Source organism: Natronorubrum bangense (assembly GCF_004799645.1).
Taxonomy (GTDB): Archaea; Halobacteriota; Halobacteria; order Halobacteriales; family Natrialbaceae; genus Natronorubrum; species Natronorubrum bangense.
The window spans coordinates 2,333,077-2,349,403 of record NZ_CP031305.1; the positions used below are offsets into that span (position 1 = coordinate 2,333,077).

At 60.3% G+C, this 16,327-nt stretch carries 15 protein-coding genes and 2 tRNA genes; 9 read left to right on the forward strand and 8 right to left on the reverse strand.

All coding sequences use genetic code 11. The features are described from left to right. The first annotated feature begins 60 nt into the window (after nt 1-60). From DV706_RS11645 to phoU, 3 genes are all read left to right on the forward strand, one after another. Entirely contained in the window at nt 61-1,791 is a 1,731-nt protein-coding gene (locus DV706_RS11645) for a sensor histidine kinase (protein ID WP_006064273.1), read from the forward strand. A gap of 200 nt (nt 1,792-1,991) precedes the next feature. Beyond that, on the forward strand, nt 1,992-2,855 hold the full coding sequence (gene pstB, locus DV706_RS11650) for a phosphate ABC transporter ATP-binding protein PstB (protein ID WP_006064274.1): 864 nt from the start codon (nt 1,992-1,994) through the stop codon (nt 2,853-2,855). A 102-nt stretch (nt 2,856-2,957) separates the two neighbouring features. Beyond that, the gene (phoU, locus tag DV706_RS11655; protein WP_006064275.1) at nt 2,958-3,629 is read left to right on the forward strand and encodes a phosphate signaling complex protein PhoU; all 672 of its coding nucleotides are present in this window, start codon (nt 2,958-2,960) and stop codon (nt 3,627-3,629) included. Nucleotides 3,630-3,704: 75 nt separating this feature from the next. On the opposite strand, the gene DV706_RS11660 is transcribed toward phoU, so the two are convergent. Next, entirely contained in the window at nt 3,705-4,559 is an 855-nt protein-coding gene (locus tag DV706_RS11660) for a polymer-forming cytoskeletal protein (protein ID WP_006064276.1), read from the reverse strand. 125 nt (nt 4,560-4,684) lie between these two features. Between DV706_RS11660 and DV706_RS11665 the strand changes: the two genes are divergently transcribed. From DV706_RS11665 to DV706_RS11675, 3 genes are all read left to right on the forward strand, one after another. Then, complete coding sequence (locus DV706_RS11665) at nt 4,685-4,882, forward strand: DUF5800 family protein (RefSeq protein ID WP_006064277.1); 198 nt, start codon at nt 4,685-4,687, stop codon at nt 4,880-4,882. A 203-nt stretch (nt 4,883-5,085) separates the two neighbouring features. Further along, nucleotides 5,086-5,170, forward strand: a tRNA-Ser gene (locus tag DV706_RS11670). 100 nt (nt 5,171-5,270) lie between these two features. After that, nucleotides 5,271-5,468 (forward strand): hypothetical protein, encoded by a 198-nt coding sequence (locus DV706_RS11675; RefSeq protein WP_006064278.1) that lies wholly within the window; start codon nt 5,271-5,273, stop codon nt 5,466-5,468. A gap of 39 nt (nt 5,469-5,507) precedes the next feature. Here the strand turns inward: DV706_RS11675 and DV706_RS11680 are convergent, their stop codons facing one another. Further along, nucleotides 5,508-7,040, reverse strand: a complete 1,533-nt coding sequence (locus tag DV706_RS11680) for a (R)-citramalate synthase (RefSeq protein ID WP_006064279.1) — start codon at nt 7,038-7,040, stop codon at nt 5,508-5,510. 324 nt (nt 7,041-7,364) lie between these two features. Here DV706_RS11680 and hpt point away from each other — a divergent pair, with 324 nt between their 5' ends. Next, entirely contained in the window at nt 7,365-7,925 is a 561-nt protein-coding gene (hpt, locus tag DV706_RS11685; RefSeq protein ID WP_006064280.1) for a hypoxanthine/guanine phosphoribosyltransferase, read from the forward strand. A gap of 7 nt (nt 7,926-7,932) precedes the next feature. On the opposite strand, the gene DV706_RS11690 is transcribed toward hpt, so the two are convergent. Both DV706_RS11690 and DV706_RS11695 read right to left on the reverse strand, forming a co-directional pair. Next, nucleotides 7,933-8,325 carry a DUF192 domain-containing protein gene (locus tag DV706_RS11690; RefSeq protein ID WP_049889585.1) on the reverse strand — a complete coding sequence of 131 codons (393 nt, stop codon included), beginning with the start codon at nt 8,323-8,325 and terminating at the stop codon, nt 7,933-7,935. 217 nt (nt 8,326-8,542) lie between these two features. Beyond that, nucleotides 8,543-9,094 (reverse strand): CPBP family intramembrane glutamic endopeptidase, encoded by a 552-nt coding sequence (locus DV706_RS11695; protein WP_161569800.1) that lies wholly within the window; start codon nt 9,092-9,094, stop codon nt 8,543-8,545. 464 nt (nt 9,095-9,558) lie between these two features. Between DV706_RS11695 and DV706_RS11700 the strand changes: the two genes are divergently transcribed. Then, a complete protein-coding gene (locus DV706_RS11700) occupies nt 9,559-10,098 on the forward strand; it encodes a DUF7097 family protein (RefSeq protein WP_006064283.1) in 540 nt (179 codons plus the stop codon). 27 nt (nt 10,099-10,125) lie between these two features. On the opposite strand, the gene ppc is transcribed toward DV706_RS11700, so the two are convergent. Both ppc and DV706_RS11710 read right to left on the reverse strand, forming a co-directional pair. Beyond that, complete coding sequence (gene ppc / locus DV706_RS11705) at nt 10,126-12,816, reverse strand: phosphoenolpyruvate carboxylase (RefSeq protein ID WP_006064284.1); 2,691 nt, start codon at nt 12,814-12,816, stop codon at nt 10,126-10,128. Between the two features lie 500 nt (nt 12,817-13,316). Further along, nucleotides 13,317-13,604: a hypothetical protein gene (locus DV706_RS11710; RefSeq protein ID WP_006064285.1), complete on the reverse strand. Its 288-nt coding sequence runs from the start codon at nt 13,602-13,604 to the stop codon at nt 13,317-13,319. Between the two features lie 227 nt (nt 13,605-13,831). Here DV706_RS11710 and DV706_RS11715 point away from each other — a divergent pair, with 227 nt between their 5' ends. Next, the gene (locus DV706_RS11715; RefSeq protein ID WP_006064286.1) at nt 13,832-14,737 is read left to right on the forward strand and encodes an amidase family protein; all 906 of its coding nucleotides are present in this window, start codon (nt 13,832-13,834) and stop codon (nt 14,735-14,737) included. 66 nt (nt 14,738-14,803) lie between these two features. Here DV706_RS11715 and DV706_RS11720 read toward each other — a convergent pair. Continuing rightward, nucleotides 14,804-14,878 (reverse strand) — tRNA-Glu (locus DV706_RS11720). 184 nt (nt 14,879-15,062) lie between these two features. Then, nucleotides 15,063-16,313 (reverse strand): helix-turn-helix transcriptional regulator, encoded by a 1,251-nt coding sequence (locus DV706_RS11725; RefSeq protein WP_006064287.1) that lies wholly within the window; start codon nt 16,311-16,313, stop codon nt 15,063-15,065. Nucleotides 16,314-16,327: the final 14 nt, after the last annotated feature.

Sequence of the window (16,327 nt, forward strand, 5' to 3'; positions counted from 1 at the left end):
GACAGCCGTCCGATAGAATAATACCCACGTTATCTGTACACCGTATACAGGCGTGCTCGAATGAGACTCGCATATCGGTTCGCAATCGTCTTTCTCCTCGTCGTTCTCGTGGCCGGTGGCGTCCTCGTGGCCACGTTCGACGCACACCGAGCCGATGTCGAGGAAAACACCGAGACGTCGATCGAAGACCGGGCGACCCTCTCTGCGTCGACCCTCGATGATCGTCTCACCGAGCAACAGCGGACGATCGCGGTCGCTGCGACCAACCCCGACCTCGCGGCACACGATACGGCAGACCAGGACCAGGCCCTCGAGTCGATCGTCACAACCTCGGCGTTCGATGGCGCAACCGTAGTCAACGAGACGGGAACGGTCCAATCGTTCACGACGACGAGACAGCCTCATGAAACCGAGCCGGTCGTCGGAACAGATCTCAGCGACCAGGAGTACGTCAGCGTTGCACTCGGCGGCGAGCAACACATCAGCGACCCGTTTCGTGCTGAGACGGGAAATGCGATCGTCGTCGTCAGCGCGCCACTCGTCGATGACGGCGAGGTCGTCGGCTCGGTCAACGGAGCCTACGATCTCGATGAAACTGGGCTGTTCGACTCGCTGTCCGGAACCGACAACCGAGATGCGATCACTGTCGAAGCGGACATCTGGACGCTGTATACGACCGCAGATCGGTTCGACGAAACCGTCTCTCACAGTGTCTCACTCGAGGTCGTCGACTGGACGGTGACTGCCCACCGCGATCAGGCGGCCGTCGATGCTCGAATCAACCGTCTCGCGATCTTTCAGGCCGTGTCGGCGGCTGCCTTGCTCGGCTCGATCATGGTCTTCGGCGGGTGGGTGTACCGATCGAAAATCCGCCGTATCAGCCTCCTCGCAGACCGTGTCCAGTCACTCGAGCAACGGGAGTACGACGCTGGGCCATCGATTGGTGGGGTCGCAGAGTGGAAGCGTATCGATGAGGCGCTTTCCGGCCTCGCGAACACGTTGGCGCGCCGGGAGACGATGTTACTCGTCCTGAATCGCATTCTGCGCCACAACCTTCGAAACACGCTCAACGTCGTTGCCGGTCGGGCCGCCGATCTCGAGGCCCGGCACGAGGGGACCGACCAGGCGTCTGCCCGCGAAATCCGGCTGGCAACGGAGGAACTGCTCGAGTTGGCTGACAGAGCCCGAATAACCGAGGACTTGATCGATCCGGTCGGTGACGAGACACACCGGACGGATCTTGCAGCGGTGGCTCGTGATCGCGTGTCGCGGGTGACTGCTGCCCTCGAGGACCGTGACACCGAGCCACTGCCGGAGATAACGGTCACGACTCCAGACCGAGCGGTTGCAGCCTGCGGACCGGAAGTTGAGATCGCGATCGACGAGTTGCTCTCGAACGCCATCACCCACGCCGGGCCAGAGCCGACCGTCGCTGTCACTGTCGAGACGACGGTCGACACTGTCCGGGTCTGGATCGAGGACAATGGGCCAGGAATCCCGGACGACGAAGCCGCTGTCATCACGGGTGAGCTGGCAATCTCACAGGTGTGTCACACTGGCGGGATCGGGTTATGGCTGGTCGACTGGATCGCCAGCCGACACGACGGTCGACTGGTGCTCGATCCAACCGACTCGGACAGCCCGGGTGTCGGCGAGGCCGAGCGAGAGTTCAAGGGCAGTGATTTCGAGGGGTCAACCGTCGTTCTCGAGTTCCCTCGAGCGACGAACCCGGTGTCGAACGTGGAGACGGGTTCCGATTCCGACGACGATTGTGCCGGTCGCGACCAGTGAACGGCAGGACCTCCATAGTTCTATATAGCAGTATTGAGCAGACAACAGCTCAATAGAGCGGTCATAGCACTGTATTTATTTGCTGAGTCGCCTGCGTACCGTAAGGGCGCTCGCGTATCAGTCCGGAGCACGGTGCCGACTGGTTCGGCATCCGTTCCGCAACAAGTAACTGCGTGAGTCCCAAGATTCAACTACCTCATATGACCACGAACGGTGGCGGCTCACGAACCGTATCGACGCCCGAATCATCCGGCTCCCGTTCGGACGCTGCGATGACCGACAACGCTCCACTCGGCTCGCCGCGGGTCGACGATGCCGTCATCGAATCGCGTGGTCTCGACGTGTTCTACGGTGATGATCAGGCACTCCACGGAATCGACATGGACATCCCCGAGCGAAAGGTGACCGCGCTCATCGGTCCCTCGGGCTGTGGGAAATCAACGTTCCTGCGCTCGATCAACCGGATGAACGACCTCATCGACATCGCGCGTGTCGAGGGTGATCTTCGTTTCCACGGCAAGAACGTCTACGACGATGATGTCGACCCCGTCGCCTTGCGACGGAAGATCGGCATGGTGTTCCAGAAACCGAACCCGTTCCCAAAATCGATTCGCGACAACGTCGCCTACGGGCTCCGCGTACAGGGCAAAGACGACGGCGATGTCGATGCGAAAGTTCGGACCGCACTCGAGCGAGCAGCGCTGCTGGACGAAGTCGAAGACCAACTCGATTCGTCCGGACTGGATCTCTCCGGTGGCCAACAACAGCGACTCTGTATCGCTCGCGCGATCGCACCCGATCCGGAAGTCATCCTGATGGACGAGCCAGCGTCGGCGCTTGACCCCGTTGCAACCTCGAAGATCGAGGACTTAGTCGAGGAGCTCTCCGAGGAGTATACGGTCGTCATCGTCACCCACAACATGCAACAGGCGGCCCGCATCTCGGACAAAACTGCGGTCTTCCTCACTGGCGGTCATCTCGTCGAGTTCGACGACACGAACAAGATCTTCGAGAACCCCGAGAGCGACCGCGTTGAAGACTACATCACCGGCAAGTTCGGATAACGGCAAGCTGGTCGTCATCTCGGCGTCGATCACACCCGCGGCTGGTCGTTACGTTCTTATTTGAACATAAGTCTAATCACTGTCGAGCGAGCTTTCTGCAGTATGGCTCGGAAATCGTACCAGGAGAAACTCGCGGAGCTCCGCGAGGACATCCTCTATATGAGTGAAGTCGTTATGGAACGACTTCGAATGGGGCTCGATGCCCTCGAACAGAAAGACGACACGCTCGCTCGCGAAGTGATCGAAGGCGACGGTGAGATCAACCGGATGTACCTCGATCTGGAGCAAGACTGTATCGAGCTGCTGGCGCTCCAGCAACCCGTGGCAAGCGACCTCCGGTTTATCGCTGCCTCGTTTAAGATCATCACCGACCTCGAGCGGATCGCCGACCTCGCGGTCAATCTCGGCGAGTACACCTTAGACGCCCAGGAAGACCTCTTCCCCGACGTCGACGTTCAGGAGATGGGCGATCTGACGCTTGCGATGATCGAAGACGCAATGATCGCATACGACACCGAAGACACCGACGCCTGCAGAGAGCTCGCCGACCGTGACGACGACCTCGATCACTTCGCCGAGCGGGCAAGCGAGATCGTCGTCCGTGACCTAATCGAGCGCGAACTCCAGTCTCCCGATGAAGTCGAACTGTTGTTACAAGACGTCTCTCGGCTTCTCTTGACGATCCGTGACTTAGAGCGTGTCGGCGATCACGCGGTCAACATCGCCGCGCGAACGCTGTATATGGTCGAAAACGACGACGAACTGATCTACTAACTCGACGCGTTCGGTTTTTCCATCGGCCACTGACACGGCGTGAAGTGAAACTCCACGACACCAGTCGTGGCGTACTCACTCAGGGTCCCGTTCGCTCGTTCCCATCGTGATCTCGCCGTCAGCACGGATCGTCCCATCGATCTCGGCGTCTGGGCCGACCTCGAGGTCGGCACACGAGACGTCGCCGAGAATGCGGGCGTCACCGTCGATGGTAACGTTTCCATCGCGGGTAGTCAGATCGCCATGAATGCGGGTTCCGTCACCGACAGTGACGTCGCCGCGGGCTCTGAGACTGCCGAAAATAGTTGTATCCGATCCCACATCGATCGTTTCGGCACGAACGTTGCCGTGGAGCCGACAGTCCTGTCCGATCGTGGCGGGCGTCGAAACTCGCCAGGCGTCGTCGTTGACCGTCGCGTTTCTGGGGATGACGAGCGGTTCGACGTCGGCCGCTTCGTCTTCATCGACGAGTTCGTCGACGAGCTGTTGGGCAGTATCGTCCTCTCCGATGAGGAGGAGGTGTTTGAGATAGACAAAGAGGAAGACGATGGTCGGCATCGGGTTTCGAATGACGATCCAGCCGTTTGCCTCGAACCCTTCGTCGATTTCGACATCGTCGCCGATATCCAGATCGCCCGCGACTTTCATCTCACCGGCGACGTGGACGCGCTCGCCGATGTAGGCGTCCTGTCCGACCAGAACGTTCTCGGCGACATCACACCACATGTCGAGTCGGCAATCGCCTTCGGCCTCGATCGCACCGCCGAACTCGACGCTTTCGCCAGCGAGGACGTTACGACCGCGCACACCGAACCCGATCGCTGATCGAGCGCCGACGAGGACGTCACCGTCGGTAACGAGATCGACTTCCTTGGCTTGCGTGCCGTCGGGAACGACCAGCTCGTCGAGCGGATCCCTGCTGAAGGCCACATTCCGGACTACAGGAGGTATCAACTAATAAACCTCGCGCGTCGTCTGCCATGTGTCAGACACACGTCGGACGATTTTCGCTTCAGGTCGCCTCGCTTTTAGTTGCCCATCGCGTACATCACTCCATGACAACTCTCGCGTTCGACGACGACGGCGTCGATGTCGTCTACGAAGGCACCGAATTCCGTCTCGAGAAAGCTCTCATCGAGGAGGCGACGGAGAAGTCGTACTACGACGTCACTGATCACGAAGTCCTGCAAATGGTCGCCGAACAGCCGAACCTGCAGGGCGAACCGCGCCGAGTCGGTGACATTCTCGACTGACACGAATCGGTATCCCGTTTTACCGGTAATCGCTGCCCCGTTCGAGCGATCACCAGTAACGTATCATACCAGACCGTATGAGTGGCCACGTCACCGACGGCGGCATCGACCCTCCTCTTGCGTCCGGTTTCGGTCGTGAAGCGGTCACAACCACGGAGGAGAATCGAAACGGGTAAAAACATCACCCGGGTATGTACTGATGAGCCGAGATAGCCTAGCCCGGCCAAGGCGGTAGATTCGAAATCTACTGTCCTCACGGACTCGGGAGTTCAAATCTCCCTCTCGGCGTTTTCCAACATCAGTTCAGTGAGCGACGCATCCCGTCTCCAGTTGTCACGGTCTCGGATCGACTCGTCGACTTGATAACGACTGAGGGAAACTCCCACGTATGGACACTCGTCAACGACTGATCGTCGGGAGTCTCTGGATTGGGGTCGCAGCGCTGATGGCGATCACCCTCGAGCCAGGCGTTCCCGACTCGGCCAACGCGTTCGCCCGGCTGTTCGTCGTCATCGTTGCACTGTTTCTGGCTGGCATCTATCTGTTCGACCCGTGGGGGATCCTCAGTCGACAGCCGTTTCACTAACAGCAGACAGGAATCCGAAGAGAGTGGTCTCGGGCAGTGTTAGTCGTCTGCCGGTGTCAGCGGCTGTTCGTCTGATGCAAGGAGCCGATCGAGCGCGTCGACCATCGCTTCGACGCTTGCGCGTGTGATGTCTGCTTCACTGCGGGCGACGGTCACCGAACGGTCGTTGCGAACCATCGTCACCTCGACGGTGACGACGGCGTCGGTGCCGCCCGTGACGGCGTCGACGTGGTAGGACTCGAGTTCGGCATCGGCCATCGAGCCAAGCGCCTCGCGAACAGCGGAGACAGCGGCGTCGACAGGGCCGGACCCGGTGCCGCTGGCGACGCGTTCTTCGCCACCAACTGAGAGGCGGATGCTCGCGGTCGGAACGGCACCACCGCTCGTGGCGGTGAGATCCAGCAGTTCGACAACGCGATCGCGGTCGTCACCGGTGACGTCTTCAGCGATCGCGAGCAGGTCGGCGTCGGTGACCCGGCGGCCGCGGTCGCCGAGTTCCGTCACGCGGGTCGCGATCGTTGCGATTTCGTCGCTGCTGGCCTCGACGCCGTGTTCCTCGAGCGTCGCTTTGACGCCAGCTCGGCCCGTGTGCTTGCCGAGGGCGAGTCGGCGTTCGCGGCCGACCGTTTCGGGCGCGTAGGGCTCGTACATCTTGTCGTCTTTGAGCGTTCCGTCGGTGTGGATGCCGCTCTCGTGGGTGAAGGCGTTCTCGCCGATGACGGCCTTGTTCGGCGGTAGCTGGATGCCGGTCGCTCGAGAGACGGTCTGAGCGAGGCCGTATAGCTCCGTGAGTTCGAGTGTCTCGACGTCGTAGACGTGCGACAGCGCGATCGCGACCTCTTCGAGGGCGACGTTGCCGGCCCGCTCGCCGAGCCCGTTGACGGTACAGTGAACGAGGTCGGCCCCGGCGGAGATCGCCGAGAGTGCGTTCGCGACACCCAGTCCAAGATCGTCGTGGGTGTGGGCGCTGACTGGACCGAGTTCGGCGAGTCTCGAGACCGCTTCGGCGGTGCGTTCGGGGCCGGTGTGGCCGACGGTGTCGGCAAAACAGACTCGGTCGGCACCAGCATCGAGCGAGGTCCCCATCAGCTCCTCGAGATAGTCGAGGTCGGCTCGAGAGCCGTCCTCACCGATGACCTCGACCCAGAGATCGTGGCCCGTGGCGTACTCGACGAGTTCGGCGGTTTTCTCGAGGTTGTCCTCGCGGGAGGTGCCGACTTTGTCCTCGACGTGGCGGTCGCTCGAAGGGACGACGAGATGGATGCCGTCGACGTCACAGTCGAGTGCGAGATCGATATCGGTCTGGATCCCGCGGCAGAAGCTGGTGACGCGAGCATCGAGATCGAGGTCGGTGACCCGCGAGATCGCCTGCCGTTCGCCCGCCCCGGTACAGGCGCTGCCGGCCTCGATGACGGAGACGCCGGCTCGCTCTAAGGCGTTGGCGATCTCGACTTTTTCGTCGGGTGAAAGCGAGACACCAGGTGCTTGTTCGCCGTCGCGAAGCGTCGTATCGAGAAGGCGGACTGTACGATCAGATGGAATCGTCTGTTCAGCGGAGTGAGTTACAGGCAAGAGTGATACACTACGATTAGTTTCGTCGCGGAATTTCACGCCCAGCCGGGTTGCCCCGACTTCCTCTATCCTCGGACTCCGGCGTTGAGAACGAATCTCGTGCCATGGTATCAGATCCTAATGGATTATGCTGACTTAAATCCGCCGGTCCTGAAGCGAGCTTCGACAGCGGAGGGACAACGCCTGTGACCACATCGATCGGCTCCCACTGAAACGGTCATCTCGCCCCGTGACACCCGACTCGAGGCTCCCGTCGTAAACGGCGTGACAACTGTCTGGCAGACCGGAGAGACGAAATCCCTCCCCGGTGTATGGGACCAGTGTATGGACTCCACTCTGGAGCCGCTTGCGCGATCGCTTCGACAGGCCCCCGTCGTCGACCGGGATGGCTACGAATACTTCGTCCACGGCGTCACTGACGGGATTCCTCCGGTCGAGCCGGCAGTGTTGTCTGCGGTTGCCGATGGGATCAGCGAGCGTGTCGACCTCGAGGCCGTCGACAAGATCGTTGCGCCGGAAGCGATGGGGATTCACCACGGGACGGCGCTGTCGATCGCGACTGACGTGCCACTGGTCGTCGTCCGCAAGCGCTCCTATGGCTTTCCGGAAGAGGTCGCGGTCCATCAGGAGACCAGCTACGGCGAGAGCGAACTCTATCTCAACGGTGTCGACGCCGGTGATCGTGTCCTGCTGGTCGACGACGTCCTCTCCTCGGGTGGCACAATCGAGGCTGTCTGTGACGCCCTCGAGGCCGTCGAAGCCGAACTCGTCGATATCGTGGTCGTCCTCCGACGGGTCGACGTCGATCACGCAGACGTCTCTCGGGACGTGACGAGCCTGCTCGACGTTCGCGTTCGGGATGGAAAGGTCGAGATCCTCGAGTGAGAGCGAATCAGGACGACTCGAGGACGAGCCGATCCCCGGGCTCGATCGCGGCTCCAGCCCCGGCGGGCAGTTCCACGAGCAGGTCACACCGCTCGCGTTCGAAACTCCGCCACGGCCGCAACCGCTCGACGCGCTGGACGACGTCGTCGACGACCCAGACCGCATCGATGGGGACGAAGACGAACAGCATGTGGACATCGCGGGTTTTGGCGGTGTCGAACCGAAATGCGAGCGCGTAGTCGTCGGGGAGCGAGCGCCGAAACATCAGTCCGCGCGTCTGGCTCAGGATCGACTCCGCGAGGTCGACGTTCGTCGCTACGACGTCACGCTGGGCAGTGCCGTCGCTATCCGTCTGCGGATCCGTCTCGCTGTCGGGTGTCGAATACTGGACCAGCCGCACATTCTCGAGTCGGACGGCCGATCTCAAAAACCTTCTCGACAGGCTCGAGCGTCTCTGTCAGAAGCTTTTCCAGGTGATTAACGCCCTCAGAAGTATGCACAGGGCGAGCAGTTATCCGAACGGCTGTCGATCGCTTTGATCTATAGTAGCCACTGACCGTCAGTGTGCACCCGATCGCACGACAGCTGTGCGATCGGTGTGCAACCAGTTTCAGTTGTTACGATAATTCTCTCGAACCGAGGGTGCCGCGAGTCAAGACAACCACGCCAATCGCCACGAGACACTGCACAGCGACAATCATCGTATACGGGTGTGTCAGTGCAGTATTCGTAGTGCTCTCTGGTAGCCATAGGAGAGTCGCGTTGAACCCTGCATGAAACACCGCCACGACCAGCACGCTCTGCCCGGTAGTGTGATACAGCAGGGTATGGAGAATGCTGAGAGCAACGATCCCCACGACAAACACTACATAAGGGAGTTCAGCTGGGTTCAGTGCACTGAACATGAAAAGTGGTGCATGCCACAGCGCCCATACCACACCGACGATCACGCTTGCGCCAAGGGCGCCGTAGCTCGTCTGCAACGCTGGCAACATCAATCCACGCCAACCGATTTCTTCGTTTCCGCCGAACAAAACCACCGAAGCAGCCAGCACTACCGGGTAGACAGAAACTGCGGCGGAGTCCGTCCGTGACTCTATTGGGACTCCAATTAACGACGCTCCAAGGAGTCCAGCGATGAATATCCCGACTGGGAGAACGAGAGTCAAGAGCCACCACCTGATGCCGACTCTCCATCTCGTCAGTTGGCGTTTCACTGTGGCAAATGTCCCTTCGTAATACCGCCAGACAGCGAGGGCAGCCAGTGCTGGTCCGAATGCACCTCCGATCGTAAACAGCCCTCGGAGCATGCTGCTTTCGGCCAGATGCACTGCTGCACCCCAAAGCGGCCAAGATATGATAAATGTGAGAACAACGAATGTCGTCGATTGCGCTCGTGTTGGGACAGGTGCTTCCAGAGACGGGCTGTTCATTCTGTACGGTATCCTCCATCGGTTTCGATGATATATAACCCTCCCAAACCATGTCACAAAGGGCTCGACACAAAGAACTCAACGACCGAAATAGCATCTTCGGCTAGGTCGTAAACCCCGTTGACGTAGGGAGACTCCAACCATCCATACAGCACCCGTGAGGTTCAATTGGCACCCACACCAATGAGAGGCAACCGCACATGGAGAAAACGCCACAGGGAACCTCGGTCGGCGTCGACGACCCCTACGAGTTCGCTGGCCTCTGTGACCATCTCACCGGCGAGGGCCAGTGTCGGTACGCCCTCGAGCACTACAGCCACGACCCAGAGTTCGCCCGCGAACGCGCCAGCGAGGAGTACGCCTGTCCCGTCGTCGACCCCGAAACCGACGAGACGTGGGCGGACTGTCCGCATTTTCGCTCGCGCAACCGTGAGCGTGAGTGTGTCCGCTGTGGCCTCGAGGAAAAGCGGATGGCCCACGACAACGAGCGCCCGCTACTCGAGGAACACCATCTCTCCTATGCCCGCGACGGGGCACAACTGAGCCATGAGATCACGGTCTATCTCTGCCGGTGGTGTCACGCGAAGGTCCACACTTCGTGGGCGCGGATCACTGACGATGCGGCCCGCGATCCGGAGGCGATCGCCGCCCTCGAACAGCGCCGTGGACGCGAACACGCGGAACTGGGGTTCGAGTCGGCCGCGGAGCGATACGACACTGGCGACGAACAGCGTCGCTGACCGGTCGCGACGAGCGACGACGGCGGACTATCCCGTGTTCTTCATGCCGGCGGCGACTCCCTTGACCGTCAGCCGAAGCGTTCGTTCCTCGATATCCGTGCGGTGGGTTTGATTGAGCAGGTAGACCTGCAACAGGTTCAACGGATCGACGTATGGGTTGCGCCGTGCCAGATTCTCACCGAGCCAGTCACGCGTGTGCAGTTGGTCTCGCTGGCCGATGGTGGTGATCAACTCGGTCGCCTGCTGGTACTCCTCGCTCACCCGTGGGAAGAACTGGGCTCGAAGGTCTGCATCCGCCAGATCCGCGTACCGCTCGGCAATCTCGAGCTCAGTTCGGGACAGCGAGAGGGCGGCGTTGTCGAGTGTCGTCCGGAAGAACGGCCACTCGTCGTACATCTCTCGCAGCGTCTCCATCGAGCCGCCACCGTCCAAGTAGGTTTCAATACCAGTCGCAAGGGCGTACCAGCCCGGCAAGATACACCGCGACTGGGTCCACGAGAACACCCACGGGATTGCCCGCAGATCCTCGACGGTTCGCTCGCCGCTTCTCGAGGCGGGGCGAGAGCCCAGATCGAGATCTTCGATGACGGTAATCGGCGTCGCCTGCTCGAAATACTGGACGAAGCCGTCGCTCTCTAAGAGATCGCGATACTCCTGTCGTGCGGCGTCGGCCATGGTCTCCATGGCGTCGACCCACTCCTCATGAACCTCCTCTTCGGGCTGGTCTTTCGCGTGCAGGCGCGCCCGAAGCTGGGCGTTCAGCATCTGCTCGATGTTTCGCTCGGCGATGCGTGGATTGGCGTACTTCTCGGCGATCGCTTCGCCCTGTTCGGTGAATTTGACCTGCCCCGTGACGGTGCTGTTCGGTAACGCCAGCAACGCTTCGTTCATCGGGCCACCACCGCGAGAGATCGACCCGCCACGGCCGTGGAACAGCCGCATCGTCACGTCGTAATCGGCACAGATCTCGCCCAGTCGGCGCTGGTTTTTGTATAGCGACCAGTTCGCCGCAAGGAAGCCGTTCTCCTTGTTCGAGTCCGAGTACCCCAGCATGATCTCCTGGGTGCGCCCGCGGGCCTCGAGGGCCTGTTTGTAAGCCTCATTCTCGAACAGCGTCCCCATGATGCGACGCGCACCCGAGAGAGCGTACTCGGTCTCGAGCAGCGGGACGACGTCGATGCCGCAGTGTTCGGGCAGAGAGACGACGCCGGCCTGATCGGCGAGGAACAGCACCTCGAGGACGTGACTTGGCTCCTCGGTCATCGAGATACAGTAGGTGTCGATCGCTTCGACACCGTACTCCGACTGCCAGTCGCCGAGGTTATCGAACAGTTCGAGAACTCGGGCCGACTCCTCGGTGAGGTCCTCGGTGTCAGCACAATCGATAACACGGTCGTCCTGAAGGATCGCGTCGGTGAGCAACTCGGTCCGCTCGTCCTCCGAGAGGGCGTGATAGTCTATTTCCTCGCGTTCGAGGGCAGCGGCGATGGCATCGGTGTGGTTTTGCTGGTGTTCGCGTAGGTCCAGACTCGCAAGCGAGAAGCCGAACGTGGCGACCTGCCGGCGAATCGGGTCGACGTGGGCTTCGACGACGCTTTCGGCCCCGTTGTTCCGCAGACTCTTTGCGATCGCTTCGAGGTCAGCGAGCAGTTCGTCGACGTCCTCGTAGCCGCCGGGGCGGACGTCACCGACACGCTCGAGCCGTTCACGCATGAGCTTGAGTTTCTGGCGGTAGGGCTCGTCGGGATACCGCTCTTCGGCGGTCCGAGCGCTGCCGGGGAGCCGTTCTTGATCGGCCTCAAGCGTGCGCTCGAACGTGCCGCCAGTCTCGATCCGACTGCCGTCCTGGCTCAACACGCCAGACAGGCGTTTGAGCTGGTCGCGGTACTTCTCAAGGACGACCTCACGCTGCTGTTCGAGCGTGTTCGCCGTCACTTCGGGAGTCACATAGGGGTTGCCGTCCCGGTCGCTTCCAGCCCACGATCGGAACTCGAAGAGTTTCGGGATCTCGAGGGTATCCTCGATTTCGTCGTCGATCGCGTCAGCGAGTTCGTCGTACACTTCGCCGACGACATCGAACAGCGTGTTCTCGAGGTACCACTGGACGTTTCGGGCCTCGTCTTCGGGTTCGGGCTGGCGATTCCGAACCTGTGGCGTCTGCCAGAGACTCGTCACTTCGGCGTCGATATCCCGCCAAACCTGTCCTTCCTCCTTGTCCGTCAGCAGTCGCTCGTCTAAGGTCTCGAGTTGGGTCGATATCGTTCGCAGCTTCGATTTGACCGTCTTGCGCCGGGCTTCCGTCGGATGTGCGGTAAACGTTGGTTCGATCAGGACGTCGTCCAGCACCTGCTCGACGGTGTCGACGTTGCTCTCCGCTAACTCCGCGGCTGCCGTCTCGAGGCTGTCCTCGAGCGTTCCTTCCTGCGATCCGGTTCGGATCGTGCGCACCCGCTCGCGCTCTTCGGCGAGGTTGATCAGTTCGAAGTAGGTCGTAAACGCACGGGCGACGATCCGCTGTCGATGCGGCGACAGCTCTTCCAGTTCTGCGATAAGCGGCTGGCGAGAATCGAGCTCGCCCGAACGGTAGTTGATCGCGTCCCGCCGGCACGACTCGACCGTCCTGAAGCCCCGTCGAGAGGTCTGCTCCTCGAGGACATCTCCGAGCAATGCACCCAGCTCACGGACGTCCTGTCGAACGTCCCTGTTATGCAATGGCATTTCCCGGCGATACGTGTTCAACATTAAAAATCCCCGTGTCGATCAGTCACACAGTACTGCATTTTCGTTCATGATAATTACTGGCGGTAGAGTAAAATCTTCGACACTCGACTTCGGCTCGTTTCTGCTGGAATGTATACACTTCGGACACACTTCCTTTGAGTTGCTTTTTCCGGATGACCCACGACTTCGGTGCTCGCCTTCGATTAGTGTCCCACTGATGCGGGAGGGTGTTTCTCGGCAGCGCCATTCACTTTCACCATCATTGATGAATATCTCGGAAACAGCGGCCGTCGACCTCGCTTTGCATGTGGCCGACAAGCACCGTGAATGTGCTCGCGCGCGCTGGTCGTGTTGCGGTCACTGTCACTATCGTCCCGTTCTCGGCCAGTCGATGAACTCGTGTTCAGTCCAACCTCAGGACATCACACAGTCGGCCAGAGCGATAGACCGCGTTTCGACCGCCCGGACGAGCAAAAGCAGTCCGTACGCTATCGTCTTCAGGGAGCCCCGACAGGCTCGGCCTTGACGGCCTCGCCGATCATCGACCAGCCCTCTTCGTCGGGACCCTTTCGACCGACGAGAATCGCATCGTTATCTGCACTCGAGACAAAGCGATAAGCGGCCCCTTCGTCGTCGTCTCGAGTCCCTTCTGCCTGAAACTCCTGTTGGAAGAACTCAGCGCCTGAGACGCGAAACACTGCTTCAGTCCCATCATCGAGTGTTAGTCTCACCGGATCAGGAGAGATGTTATGAATCCGCTTTCCGATTGGGTTGAGATCGGCCATATCCGTTCGGAGACGCGCCCAGCAGTAAATGTTTCCGACGGCCGACAGGGGAGACGAGCGAGCACGAGTTGGCTGCGCTCGTTGTGCCCGGAGGCGACGCTGTGACGGCCTCTGTCAAAGGGTCGGGGTCGAAGAGCGCTTCGACGACATCACAGCCCCTCGAGTGCGCACGCGTTCGAGGCTGGCACGCTCACAAGCGAGGCACTCGTCTCGTCGGGTTTCGCGTCATGCCCGGTCTGATCAGTCGCACCGGTGTCAGCCCGCTGGTTTCACAGCAAGATACGGCTGGGCCGATGACCCGAACCGTCCGCGAGACAGCGACACTGCTTGACGTCCTCGTCGGCTACGACGCTCGCGACGACCTCACCGGCAACACAGAGTTGACCGCCGTTCACGGCTTGTACACCAACCATCTCCTCGCCGATGGATTCGATGGGGCTCGAGTCGGTGTGCTCCGGGACGGCTTCGGTGACGACGAAAATCCCGCCGCCGCGCCGGTCAACGACGTCATCGAACGGGCACTGACAACGATGCGGAATCTCGGTGCGACCCTCGTCGATCCGGTTGAGAGTCCGGACCTAGAGACGTCTCTCGAGGAGACGATGTTGTACATCCTCCAGTCGAAACGAGATCTCAACGCGTTCCTCGAGGAGCGTGAGACACCTGTCGACTCCGTCGATGAACTGTACGAGAGTGGCCAGTACCACGACATTCTGGATCTGTTTATCGGCTTCGCCGAAGACGGGCCCGCGGATCTAACGGATAATCTGGCGTACTGGAAATGTCGAAACGCGCAGTATGAGTTCCAGCAGAACATTCTGAACGTGTTCGCGAGCCACGACCTCGATGCGATCGTCTACCCGGACGTGCAGGTCGTACCGCCAACGGAAGACGAGATCCGGGATGGTGAGTATGAAACGATGACGTTTGCGACGAATACGATCATCGCTTCGCAGTCGTTGTGTAGTGCCGTCTCGATCCCAGCGGGATGTACCGACGACGGGCTGCCAGTCGGGCTCGAACTACTCGGACGGCCGTTCGATGAACCAACCCTACTCGAGCTCGGCTACTCGTTCGAACAGGCGACGGACCATCGCCAACCGCCGGAGACAACGCCGCCGTTGTCGAACTGAGCGGATCCGTTCTCGATCACGAAGACACGCTCACTGTTGTGGTCAAAATTGACGACGGCAAAAGGATGCTCCGACAGGGATTCGAACCCTGGTCATTGCCGTGAGAGGGCAATATGATTGGCCGGACTACACTATCGGAGCGGGCTTCGTCTGCATTCAATCGTTGTGCGTTTCGATGTTTAAGGGTTCCGTTTCAACCCGACAGTGTCGCCGTGTCTCACTGGTATTGAGGCCAACAGATACAGTAACAACTGAAACGGTTTGCACCCCGATCGCACAGCTGTCGTGGATCGGGTGTGCACTGACGGTCAGTGGCGACTGTAGCTCACTCGTCGAACGGCGACTTCGTCGCCTCAGGTTCGTATCCCTCGAGGCTGATGATGTTCTCGCGGCCGACACGGAGTTTGCTGATCGTATCCTCTTCTTCCATATCCGAGAGGAGCATACTGACTTTGGATTTCGACCAGCCAGTTTCGTCGACGATGTTGACCTGTTTCATCCGGCCACCGTTCTCGCGGATGAGCCTGACGACTCGATCTTCGTCAGTGAGGAGTTCCTCATCAGCGAGTGGAGCGGAGTCCGTCGACGGCTCCGTCTGCTGGTCGTCTTCGGCTGGCGCTGTTGTTGCAGCTGTCTCGTCGGGACCAGCAGGCTGACCAGCATTCGCTCCGGTATCGGTTTCGCGATCGGCTGACTGCCGTCGGTACCAGAGACCACCGCCGGCGATTCCCAGCCCGATAATAGCCACAATAGCGAGATACCACGACATGTTGTCGCTGCTGAGAGAGTCGCTCTCGGCTGTGGCACCTTCCTGGACGAGGACAGCCCAGGGCTGGCTATCGAGGAACTGCTGTTCGCCACTCCAGCGAACCGAATCAGCATCCTCGAGGTCGGAACGTGGATACTGGGCACTCTCTGCGGGTTCGACACGGTCGAATGTGAGATCGTCGGCGGCCTCGATCTCGATCGCCTGATCGGGGCCGATATACAGATTTTGGAAGACGTCACCGACTTCCACGACGCCGTCTTCGACGTCGGCAAACTCAGACCAGCTAAACGACATTTCGACGATTCCGCGCGTTCCAAACTGGTCTTCGACTGTCGCAGAGCGCTCGAAGTGTGTCGCTTCCATCTCCCGGTCAGTCAGCTCTCCACCGGAGTCGACCATGGCGTCTGCTTGCTCGGTGAACCCCTCATAGAGCTCAGTCTCCTCGGACTCGAACGCTGTAGCGAACTCCTCGAACGACTCGCGGTCGTCTTCTTCCGTCTCGTTGCCAGTTCCAAAGCGCTGTTCATATTGGAATGTCCACGTCGCACTCCCGTTTTCGTGGACAGTGATCTTGAACGTCGTCCGGTCAAAATCCTGCGAATCGCCAGTCAGCGAATGTGTCGTCTCTGGGGATGGCTGCAGTTGCATGGCGCTATCCATCTCCGTCTGGGTCTCCAGGACGGCTTGGTGGGGTTGAGACGAGGCAGCCGTCTCATCTCCGGTCCCGGCAGCCGTCATCGGGCCGAGAGCGACGATGGAAACGACAACGACGAGAGCGATGAAAGCGACAGAGACCGGCCGGTTCATTCGTCTACTACTAC